Annotated in this window: 2 protein-coding genes; both read left to right on the top strand. The window is 43.7% G+C overall.

Features of this window, described 5'->3' with window-relative positions; all coding sequences use genetic code 11:
• The first annotated feature begins 353 nt into the window (after window positions 1-353).
• Window positions 354-9,827 (top strand): hypothetical protein, encoded by a 9,474-nt coding sequence (locus KCG35_RS22055; RefSeq protein ID WP_215822034.1) that lies wholly within the window; start codon window positions 354-356, stop codon window positions 9,825-9,827.
• Window positions 9,828-9,959: 132 nt separating this feature from the next.
• Window positions 9,960-13,167, top strand: a 3,208-nt coding sequence (locus KCG35_RS22050; protein ID WP_215822033.1) for a cysteine peptidase family C39 domain-containing protein, incomplete at its 3' end; no start/stop codon positions are given.

Below are 13,167 nucleotides of genomic sequence, written 5' to 3'. Positions count from 1 at the left end.
GCTTTTCAACACAAAGGACTATGGCTTGGTTTGTCTGCATCCTATAACCAAGCCATGGAGCACACCTATCAATATCCTGATAGGTACTAAATACTATAGTGTTAAAATCTCAGCGATGAAAATTAAGTGTGACGTCAACGGATGTAAATTAACTGTCGTATATAGTTAAACTCTGTGATTATTTGTTACTAGAAATACGACCGTACAATTTAAAGGTGAATTAATCCTATCTATTTTGTATCACATCAAAAAAATGAAATATTTCACCAGTGACATAGAATGTACATCTCATTAAAATACTCGACCAATTTGTAGTTGTGCAATGAATGCATCAGTAGTTTATTGGGATGTCAATGAAAACAACAAAGCTTGCCTACTGTCTTCTGGTACCTGCCGTATGTTTGGTGCCACCGATACAAGCCGCCATAAAAACCTACCACTATGACCAGAATGCGCGTTTAACAAACTCGTTGAAGAATAACCTCGCATCCCATGATTATGTGTACGATGGTGTGGGTAATTCATTGATTAAGTATACTCTTCCACAGCAGTCAAGCTACACAGCACCTGAGCTAGAAATTACCTATTCAGAAGCACTTAATAAACCGATTAATCCAGCCCATCCAACCTTTAGTTGGGATACTGATGAAACCACCTCACCGGTTTTATATGATTTATATTTGGGGGAAGAAAATCCGCCCAGTATTTATAAAAAAAACCTTACTTTGTCAGAAATTGAAGCAGAATATTTAAAACCAAAGACCAAGTATTTTTGGAAGGTGATAGCTAGAGATCACCATAACCAAGTAATAGCGGAAACCGAAACCGTTAAATTAACGACCTTAAATAATCCCCCCAATAAACCCGTATTAGTGGCTTTTGATAAACATAAAAATACGCTGAGTTGGAAATTGCCTGAACAGGACCCTGACCCAAACGTTAAGATCGTAGCGTATGATGTTTATTTATCTGAGGTGGGTAAACCTTTAGCACTCATTGCTGAAAATATAACGAATACCAGTATTGAATTAACAACCACTATTAAACCCAATACTGGTTATCAATGGAGCGTTGTGGCTATTGATAATCAAGGCTTGAAGTCTGAAATGGCTAAGACCGGAGTGTTTCAATGGTTAGACTTTGAAATCGATTATCTAGGAGATTATTACTGGCATTATCAAGGCTCTTCTCACTGGGAGCGAGCAGAAGGTAAAGGGAAAGACAGGAGTACGGCGCTAGCGACCACAGAAATTGTTGATGACCAGCAAGTGGCGATTTCAACTACCATGCACTCAGCGGGTGGCTTAGTGTCGTTTGATGTGGCAACCAGTTCGGAAAATAGTCATTGGCTGCGCTTTTATATCGATGGACAAAAAGTCGGTGAATGGAATGGTAGGAAAAACTACCATCATGTCGAGTTTTTAGTGACCGCTGGTCACCATGAACTGAAATGGGTCTATCAAAAAGAAAGTGATGCTGTTCGAGGAGAGAACTCGATTTGGCTGGATAACTTAGTTATACCCGCACTCCATGACTCTGATAACGATGGCGTTGCTGATGATTGGGAATACACGTACTTTGATTCACTAGACACTGACTTTACTCAATATGATGCCAGCTTAGATACGGATCAGGATGGCGTGACCGATCTTGATGAAGCCAAAGCTTTCACTAACCCTAAAGCGAAAGATACCGATAAAGACGGTATGCCCGATGGGTGGGAGATAACTAATCGTTTAAATCCACTGGTTGTAGATAATAATGGGGATATCGACAGTAATGGCCAAAATAATTTATCAGACTATGTATTAAGTGTTGAAGATTACCCTGCCGATGTTGATACCGATAAAGATGGTATGCCAGATAGTTGGGAGGTCGCCCACGGCCTAAATCCTGCGGTCAAAGACAATAAAGAGGATACCGATAGTGATGATAGATTAAATGAAGAGGAATATGTTGCAGGTACCGATCCACAAGACAGTAGTAGTGTCGCATCAAAAACATTAATTGATTTTGAGGACGATACGTTAGGTGGTTATTCCTGGCGTTATGAGGGCGACAGCCAATGGCAGCGCCAAGCAGAAAAGGGGAAAGACGGGAGTACGGCCCAGGCCGCAACTGGGATTGGTGTTCGCGAATATATGGCGTTTTCAACGGTTGTAAACGCAGAGGGTGGTTTAGTATCGTTTGATGTTGCAACCCGCTCTGATAACATTGATGAGTTAAGCTTTCATATTGATGGACAAAAAGTCGGTGAGTGGAGTGGTAGGAAAGACTACCACCATGCCGAGTTTTTAGTGATGGCTGGTCGCCATGAACTGAGATGGGTCTATCAAAAAGATAGGGGTTCTGTTCGAGAGGACACCGTTTGGATTGATAATTTAGTTATCCCTGGACTTCCAGACTCCGATAATGATGGTGTTATAGATGCCTGGGAATACGCCTACTTTGACTCACTGGATACCGACTTTACTCAATATGATGCCACCTTAGATACGGATCAGGATGGCGTTACTGATCTTGATGAAGCCAAAGCTTTCACTAATCCTAAAGCGAAAGATACCGATAAGGATGGTATGCCAGATGGATGGGAGTTGGCTCATGGCTCGAATCCATTTTTCTCGGATGCCAATGAGGATGCTAATGACAACGAATTAAATAATTTTTCTGATTATGTATTAAGTGTTGAGGATTATCCTACAGATAAGGATACCGATGGAGATGGTATGCCCGATGCGTGGGAGGCTGCTAATCGTTTAAATCCATTGGTTGTAGATAGTCAAGGGGATGCTGATAACGATGGTACGTTAAATGTAGAAGAATATATTGCAGGAACAGATACCTATCGGTTGATTGCTAAGCGCGACAAAACTATAGATGGCTTTTACTGGTCAAATACAAACAATATACTTCATCGATATTTTGAAAGAAGCCGCGACGCTAACACTAGCTACGAACTTATTTTATTGTTAATAAATAACAATTACGGTGTTATCAGTACTCAATTTAATATGAGTGAACCTGGCACACTCAGCTTTACCCTTAATAAACCTGAATATGTAGAATTATGCCTCTATATAGATACTGATAAGACCTGTTGGCATCGTTATGACGCCATTGAAAACACAGACTATACGTTTGAACTAGATGCCGGACAGCACAAAGTTGAATTCCGATTGAATGGCAGCCATGCAGTATTGAAAAACCTTAAGATTCCTGCACTTGCTGACTCTGATGGTGACACTGTTGCTGATAGTTGGGAGTATCAGTTTTTTGGTAATTTAGATCAAACATTCACCGATAATAAAGACAGCGATGGTGATAGTTTAACAGATAAAGAAGAGTTTATTTCTGGGGCTCATCCAGACAAAAAAGACTCTGATGGTGATTCATTACCTGATACTTGGGAAGTTACTCATAACTTGTCACCTTCATTTTATGACATCCGCAATGATGCTGATAATGATGGAGCAACTGATTTAGAAGAATGGATAGCAAAAACAAATCCAAGGGATGCATCAAGTTACAACAAAATTCTTATGGATTTTGAAGATAATACCTATAGCAAATACTATTTTTATGACAGGTTTTTCAAAGGCGCTATCCCTTGGAAAATAGACCAAAGTAAAGCTTCACAAGGAAAAGCATCTTTCCGTAGCCCTAAATTGGAATTCGATAATTTAACAACCTACTTAACGACTGAAATTTATACTTCTGGTGGGCTCATTAATTTTGATTATTTTATTGGGCATACTGATGGAAATAAATTTGCCTTATTTATTAATGACAAAGAAGTCTTAAAAGAAAGTAATACAAACCAGTTAGAGTTTAAGACATTTAAACAAGAGCTCAAGCCAGGTCGATATAAAATTATATGGCGATATACAAGATCTCAAAACCGATACGATGAAAATGAAGATGGGCTGTGGTTAGATAATATTTTTCTTCCAGCGTTGCCTGATTCCGATAATGATGGTGTGACTGATGGCTGGGAATATCGTTTTTTTGATAATTTAGGCCAAACATTCACCGATAATATAGACAGCGATGGTGATGGTTTATCCGATAAAGAAGAGTTTATTAATGGAACACATCCCAATGAGATAGATACAGATGGGGATTCACTCCCTGATGCTTGGGAGGTTGCCCATGATTTATCTCCTTCACGTTTTGATATCAGTAATGATGCTGATAACGATGGCGCAAATGATCTAGAAGAATGGATTACCCAAACCAACCCTAAGGATGCTTCGAGCCATCATAAACTTCTTATTGACTTCGAGGATGATAGTTTAGGAGGCTATCACTGGATGAAATCCCCTCGTAAAAGAAACCACTGCCAAATTGTCCCTAAAAATAATACAGAGAAACATATATGGCGTTGTACATTACAAACAGAAAGCTCTGATAACACAGCTATGCTTGAACGCACCATTGTTAATGTTGCTCGACCAGGTAGACTGTCATTCCGGCTTGGAAAAATTGAAAACGCATACCTTGAGTTAACCATTAATAATCATAGTGGAGATGGATATAGGCAGGTAAGACTAGACGAAGAAGATATGAATACAGTTGTAAGCTATCCTGTACCTACTGGAAAAATCGAAATATCATTTTGGGTTGCTGGACCCAACAATGGCTTTGTTGAAATTGATGATTTAATCATTCCTGCCTTACCAGATTCTGACAGTGATGATGTTAAAGATGGCTGGGAATATCAGTATTTTTATGGATTTGACCAGGATTTCTCTGATAAAACCGTTGATACTGATGGTGATGGGTTAACCGACTTTGAAGAGAGTACTTACTATACCAACCCCAAAAAAGCTGATACAGACGAAGATGGTATTCCCGATGCGTTCGAAGTCGCTCATGGCTTATTACCTTTTACCTCCAGTGCAGATGATGACTCAGATAAAGATGGAGTCACTGATTATGAGGAATGGGTAACCGAAACAGCTCCTAAAGACGCTTCGAGTCATCATAAGCTGCTTATTGACTTTGAGGATGACACTTTAGGGGGCTACTATTGGCGAGTTATACGGATTGATGACGATGGCGATTGGCAAATACAGCCTGCGTCGAGTGGTTCAGGTAAAGCGTGGCGGCCTGCTTTTGAAAAAAAATTCGTTCGTGCGCGAATTTCCACTACAGTCTATATCTCAAAGCCGAGCCAAGTTAGGTTTAAATTAAACAAGGCAAGAGGAACAAGCCTTTACTTACTGATTGATAACAAACAGCACAATATAGCAGGTCGCTACCATGCTAAAACAAATGAAGCCATCGCAATAGATATACCGGCAGGAAAACACACCATTGAATTCTATGCCGATCATGATTTTGAGGACGAGCACTTAGAAGATCTTAACAGGCTCTTAGAAATTGATGATCTCATTATACCTGCACTTCCTGACTCTGATAACGATGGCGTTGCTGATGGTTGGGAATATCGGTACTTTCGGTCGCTGGAAACCGACTTTACTCAATATGATGCCAGCTTAGATACCGATCAGGATGGCATTACCGATATTAATGAAGCCAAAGCCTTAACCAATCCTAAGGTTAGGGATGCGGATGCTAATGGTATATTCAGTCTTAGAGATTACCCTGCTGATAGTGATACTGATAGAGACGGGCTACCGGATGCTTGGGAGGCTGCCAACGGCCTAAATCCTGCGAAAAAAGATAATAAAGAGGATACCGATGGTGATGGTCGATTAAATGAAGAGGAATATATTGCAGGTACTGATCCGCAAGACAGTAGTCGTGTTGGAGAAAAGGTAGTCATTGATTTTGAGGACGATACCTTAGGCGGCTATTTTTGGCGTTATAAAGGCGCCAGCCAATGGCGGCGTCAAGCAGAAAAAGGCAAAGACGGGAGTACGGCGCTGGCCACCACCGAAATTAGTCATGGCCAAAGTATGGCGATTTCAACGGTGGTACACACAGTGGGTGGTTTACTGTCGTTTGATGTCGCTACCCGCTCAAACTACTATGATCGTCTGCGTTTTTACATCGATGGTGAGAAAGTGGGTGAGTGGAGTGGCATATATGACTACCGCCATGTTGGGTTTTTAGTACCCGCTGGTCGCCATGAACTGAAATGGATCTATTACACAAATATTAAGAGTGTTCGAGATGAGGACAGGGTTTGGATTGATAATTTAGTTATCCCTGCACGCCCAGATTCGGATAATGATGGTGTTATAGATGCCTGGGAATACACGTACTTTGATTCACTAGACACCGACTTTAAAACCTATGATGCCAGCTTAGATACCGATCAGGATGGCGTGACCGATCTTGATGAAGCCAAAGCTTTCACTAACCCTAAAGCGAAAGATACCGATAAAGACGGTATGCCCGATGAGTGGGAGATTACTAATCGTTTAAATCCATTGGTTGTAGATAATAATGGGGATATCGACAGTAATGGCCAAAATAATTTATCAGACTATGTATTAAGTGTTGAAGATTACCCTGCTGATATTGATACCGATAAAGACGGTATGCCCGATAGTTGGGAGGTCGCCCACGGCCTAAATCCTGCGGAAAAAGATAATACAGCTGATGTAGACAATGACGGTGTATCAAATGAAGAAGAGTACATTGCTAACACAGATCCACAGGACGCTGAAAGCCATCGAAACTTGCTGATTGACTTTGAGGATGACACGTTAGGTGGCTACTTTTGGCGTTATGAAGGCGCTAGTCGTTGGCAGCGTCAAGCAGAAAAAGGCAAAGATGGGACTACGGCTTTTACTGCAACCGGGATTGGTGATAGCCAACAAATGGCGATTTCAACAGTTGTAAACTCAGTGAGTGGTTTACTGTCGTTTGATGTGGCGACCAGCTCGGAACATCTTGATCGGCTGTACTTTTATATCGATGGTGAGAAAGTCGGTGGGTGGGATGGCAAGGAGGGCTACCGTCATGCTGAGTTTTTAATGACCGCTGGCCGCCATGAACTGAAATGGGTCTATGAAAAAGATAGTAGTGGTGTCATAGGAGAGGACAGGGTTTGGATTGATAACCTATTTATCCCTGCGTTACCTGACACCGATGGGGATGATGTCGTCGATGCCTGGGAATACACGTACTTTGATTCACTGGACACCGACTTTAAAACCTATGATGCCAGCTTAGATACCGATCAGGATGGCGTGACCGATCTTGATGAAGCCAAAGCTTTCACTAACCCTAAAGCGAAAGATACCGATAAAGACGGTATGCCCGATGGGTGGGAGATTACTAATCGTTTAAATCCATTGGTTGTAGATAATAATGGGGATATCGACAGTAATGGCCAAAATAATTTATCAGACTATGTATTAAGTGTTGAAGATTACCCTGCCGATATTGATACCGATAAAGATGGTATGCCAGATAGTTGGGAGGTCGCCCACGGCCTAAATCCTGCGCTCAACGATAATAAAGAGGATGCTGATGGAGATGGCAGGTTAAATGGTGAGGAATATGTTGCAGGTACCGATCCACAAGACAGTAGTAGCATTGGAGCAAAGCTATTAATTGATTTTGAGGACGATACCTTAGGCGGCTACTTTTGGCGTTATGAAGGCGCTGGTCGTTGGCAGCGTCAAGCAGAAAAAGGCAAAGACGGGAGTACGGCTTTTGCTGCAACAGGGATTGGTGATGATCAGCAAATGGTACTTTCAACGGTTGTAAACTCAATGGGTGGTTTACTGTCGTTTGATGTAGCGACCAGTTCGGAAAATACTGATCGGCTACGCTTTTATATCGATGGTGAGGAAGTGGGTGAGTGGCATGGCATAAATGACTACCGCCATGCAGAGTTTTTAGTAGCTGCTGGTCGCCATGAGTTGAAATGGATTTACAAAAAAGATAGAAGTGAAAGTTCGGGTGAAGATAGTGTTTGGCTAGATAACGTATTTATCCCTGCATTTCCAGATTCGGATAATGATGGTGTTTTAGATGCCTGGGAATATGCGTACTTTGATTCACTGGATACCGACTTTACTCAATATGATGCCACCTTGGATACTGATCAGGATGGTATTACCGATCTTGATGAAGCCAAGGCTTTCACCAATCCTAAAGCTAACGATACCGATGGAGATGGACTGCCCGATGGATGGGAGTTAACTCATGGTTCGAATGTGCTTGTCCTGGATGCCAATGAGGATGCTAATAGCAATGAGTTAAATAATTTATCTGAGTACATAATCAGTGTTGAGGATTACCCTGATGATATTGATTCCGATAAGGATGGTATGCCAGATAGTTGGGAGGTCGCCCATGGCTTAAATCCAGCGGAAAAAGATAATACAGCTGATGTCGATAATGACGGTGTATCAAATGAAAGAGAATACATTGCTAACACAGATCCACAGGACGCTGAAAGTCATCGGAACTTGCTGATTGACTTTGAAGATGACACGTTAGGGGACTATTACTGGCGTTATGAAGGCGCTAGTCAGTGGCTGCGGGCGGCAGGAAAAGGCAAAGACGGGAGTACTGTGCTGGCTACAACCGGAATTGATGATGGCCAAAATATGGCGATTTCAACGGTGGTACACACAGTGGGTGGTTTACTGTCGTTTGATGTGGCAACCGGTTCAGAAAGTTTTGACCGGTTATTATTTTATATTGATGAAAACGTCGTTGGTGATTGGAGCCGAATGACCAACTATCACCATGCTGAGTTTTCAGTATCTGCAGGCCGACATGAGTTGAAGTGGGTCTACTGGAAAGGTAGACGTCATAATGAAACTGAAGGCAACGTTTGGATTGATAACCTATTTATCCCTGCGTTACCTGACACTGATGGAGATGGTGTCGTCGATGGCTGGGAATACACGTACTTTGGCACATTAGACACTGACTTTAAAACCTATGATGCCACTTTGGATACGGATCAGGATGGCGCTACCGATATTAATGAAGCCAAAGCACTCACTAATCCTAAAGCTAACGATACCGATAAGGATGGTATCCCCGATGGATGGGAGTTAACCCACGGTTCGAACCCACTTGCTTCGGATGTCAGCGAGGATGCTGATGGGGATGGCCAAAATAACTTATCTGAGTACATCGTCAGTGTTGAGGATTACCCTGCCGATCGTGATACCGATAAGGATGGACTGCCTGATGCTTGGGAAGTTGCTCACGGCCTAAATCCAGCGACCAAGGATAATAAAAAGGATGCTGATAGTGATGGTCGATTAAATGAAGAGGAATATGTTGCAGGTACCAATCCACAAGACAGTAGTAGTGTTGGGGCAAAGCTATTAATTGATTTTGAGGACGATACCTTAGGCGGTTATTCCTGGCGTTATGAAGGCGCTAGCCAGTGGCTGCGCCTAGCCAAAAAAGGCAAAGAGGGCGGTACGGCGCTGGCCACCACAGAAATTAGTCATGGCCAAAATATGGCGATTTCAACAATTGTGCATTCAGTGGGTGGTTTACTGTCGTTTGATGTAGCAACCGGTTCAGACAGAGTTGACCGGCTCTTGCTTTATATTGATGGAAGAGTCGCTGGTGATTGGAGTCAAATGACAGACTATCACCATGCCGAGCTTTTAGTACCTGCAGGCCGGCGTGAGCTGAAATGGGTCTATTGGCAGATGAGACAGACGAGCCAAACTAACATTCGGCTAGATAATTTATTTATTCCCGCATTACCTGATTCGGATAACGATGGTGTCACTGACGGCTGGGAGTACCACTATTTCAATAAACTAGATCACGACCTAAACCAGGATTCTGATGAAGACGGTGTAACCGATTTTGATGAGTTTCAGGCAGGAACTGATCCTAAAGATCCCTTAAATGGCAATTCACCTTAATGGTTAAATAATTCTAGTGCTGTCTTTTGACAGCACAATTTTCTCATTTTTTATTTAATTTATTTTTTTAATTATTTCTCGCGTTAATTTTTATTTTTTAATTAACGGCCGTTGTCGTAGTTGAGGATAATAATGAGTAAAACCCCTCCCGTTAAATCCCACTGGCCGATGTGGATGAAAGCCGGTGTATTTTCGGCATTAGCATTTTTACCGGGTATTGGCCACAGTGCACAGACCCCACCCGATGAATTATTCGTAAAACCCACGGTAAAACCGTTGGATTTAAGTCGCACTCCGACCCGTGAAGAATTAATGCAAGCGGGGCAATTGGGCGGGCAATTGGTACCGACCAGTGCCTTGGATGTGTCTTCAAAAGCGGGTAGCGCACCCTCAGCGATGAGCATGAGCGCCGAGCTTTATCGTGATGCCTCGTCAGCGGATAAAGCCGCTGATGAACAACCACAGCGGTCGCAACGTCGTAAACGCTCATTGAACCAGGACGATGAAATTACGGCGATGTTCCAGGATTTCGGTAACGCCATTCAAGCCTGGAACCGGCACGATTATAAAGAAGCCTATCAGCTGTTTGATCAATACAAAGCCCGTTATCCCAACAGCCCCTGGACCGGTGAAGCCATTTTACATATGGGTTGTGAAGCACGGTTCAATGGCCGCTATAACGAAGCCAAATCCACCTTTTTAGAAGTCATTGGCCGTTACCGGAGTCAGTCCTATGTGGGGGCCAAATGGTTAGGGGATAAAGCGGTTAGCCGGTTGGCGGTACTTAATGTCCTGGAAAATAACCTGGATGAAGCCCTGAAGCTGTTTTCCGACCTGCAACAAAACAGTGTGGACTGGCGACTAAGGACTTACGCCTCTGGCTGGATCATGCGGCTGTCTCAGCAAAAAGCCAACCGTTTAGCCCTACTGGACTGTGGTACCCGTGCTTTAGCGCATATGTTGGAGCAGGATGGCAAAGCGGCATCGGCGAAAGCGGTACTCGCAGAACAGGCTACCAGTTTACAAGGCCATAGCATTGCCGATTTAACGGATCTGGCAGCAGAACATGGTTATCAAGTCAATGCCCGCCAGCTGGCGATTGGCGACCTAAGCCACATCCCATTGCCTGCGGTGGTGCAAATTGATCGTTCTGGCAATAGCACCGGACACTACTGGATTCTGGAAAAAGTCACGGCGGAAGGGGTGACCCTGCATGACCCACAAATGGGCCGTCGTTTTGAACAAACCCTCGCCGAATTTGACCGGGAATGGGGTGGCCATACCCTGGTGTTTGGTGGTCATACTGAAAGCCTGCCGGGCCTTGCCCTCAATGACAGCCAAATGGCCGATATTTACGGTGGCTGCTGTGGAGTGCAACGGCGAGAGAGTAACTTAGGTGAACCGGATAACGGTGAGCCTGATGAAGAAGACTGTGCCCAGGGAGCCCCGATCTGGAAAGTGAACATGGTCAATATGAACCTGTTCATGAAGGATGTTCCGCTGTGGTACAAGCCTGCTATTGGCCCTGCAGTGAGTCTACAGCTGAATTACAACTCGCAATCCGCCATTGCCCAGAATGAACCCTTTGGTAATAAATGGAGCTTTAATTACGGTTCTTATCTGGTGGTAGACCCCGGTAAAGCGGTCACCGTGTTTATGCCGGATGGGGCACGTCATGTCTATGTGCGTAAAGACGATGGCAGCTACACCGCTCCTTATGGCGTGTATCACCAACTGCTCCGCCACAGTGAACATCACTTTGAGCTGACATTGCCTTCCGGCCAGGTGTACGAATATAACCTGCCTGATGGTACTGACTCGATGCAGCCCTTCCTGGTGGCGATTAAAGACCCTTATGGCCAGCAGTTAAGTTTTGCCTATAACGCCCAGGTCAAGCTGTCCACCATCACTGACGCGCTAGGCCAGACCACCACCTTGACCTATAACGAAGCCGGCTTAGTCACCGAAGTCGCTGATCCTTTTGGTCGCAAAGCGTTGTTTGCCTATGATGAGTCCCGTAACCTGATCCAACTGACGGATATGGGGGGATACTGGACCAAAGTCAGTTATGATTACAACAATTATGTTACCTCAGTCGAAAACCCATTGGGTAAATGGGGATTCCGCATTGAAGCTGCCGATGGTGTCGGATCTACTCGAACGAGGATGTGGGCCAGATACCGCATTACTATTACTGATCCTAATGGTAATAAAGAAGAGTATTACTATAATGGTAGTGGTAAAGCCTGGTATGTTAGCCCGAATAACTATGTCGAACGCCAAGGGAAGATTACCAATAACTATAATTCGGCAAAAACCGAGTATTACTTTCTCAACCAATCTAACGGCCAAGGGAAGATTAGCAAGATTGTTTACCCGGATGGTCGTGTCATTGAATATCAATACGACAGCAAAACCGGTGAGAAAATTGGGCGTAAGGTCAATGGCCAAGGTTCAACCTTCGCCAAAAACAACTTAGGTAAAATCACTGAGCTAACTAATGCTTTAGGCCAAAAAGTCAGTTATCAGTACGCCGACAATGGCCGTGATGTCAGCCAAATCACCACGCCTCAGGGCAACATTGAGCTGCAGTATGATGCTCAGCATAACCCCACCACCATTAAAGACGTCACGGGTCGTGAAACCCAACTGACGTACAACAGTTACGGTCAATTGACCAGTATGCAGGTGGGTGAGCAGCAACGGTGGGAATATCAATACAACGGCCAATACCAGTTAACATCAATTACTTTCAATGGTGAAACCACCAAACAGTATACCTATGATGACATTGGTCGTGTTAAATCAATCACTGATGAAACAGGTGCGGTTCAGACATTTTCGTATAACGGCTTAGATTCCGCTACCGTTGTTACCTATGCTGATGGCAAGCAAACGACCACCACTTATGGACAATGTCCTCGACTGGTAACCAGTGAAACGGATCGCGGAGGACGCACCTATCGTTATGAATATGATGCTGCCAAGCAGCTGACCAAGCTCATTTCCCCTGAAGGTACCGCGACGCAATTTGAGTACGATGCCAATGGCAACCTGATCACCCTGATCGATGCCAACCGCAATGCGACACGCTTTGAGTTTAATAAAGCGGATCAGCTGACCGCCAAGGTGTTTGCCGATGGCAGCAAGATTCAATACACCTATGACAAAGGCAAAGTCAAAACCCGAACCAATGCACGAGGCATTAAAACCACCTATGAGTATGATGCTCAACAACGCCTAACTAAAATTGACTATGCCAATGACACGCCAGATGTTACTTACACCTACAACGCACAGGGTCAGGTTACCCAAGTCAGCGATGGTTTAGGTACCCACA

The organism is Zooshikella harenae, from assembly GCF_018837975.1.
Taxonomy (GTDB): domain Bacteria; phylum Pseudomonadota; class Gammaproteobacteria; order Pseudomonadales; family Zooshikellaceae; genus Zooshikella; species Zooshikella harenae.
This window is presented reverse-complemented; position numbering and strand designations above follow the sequence as displayed.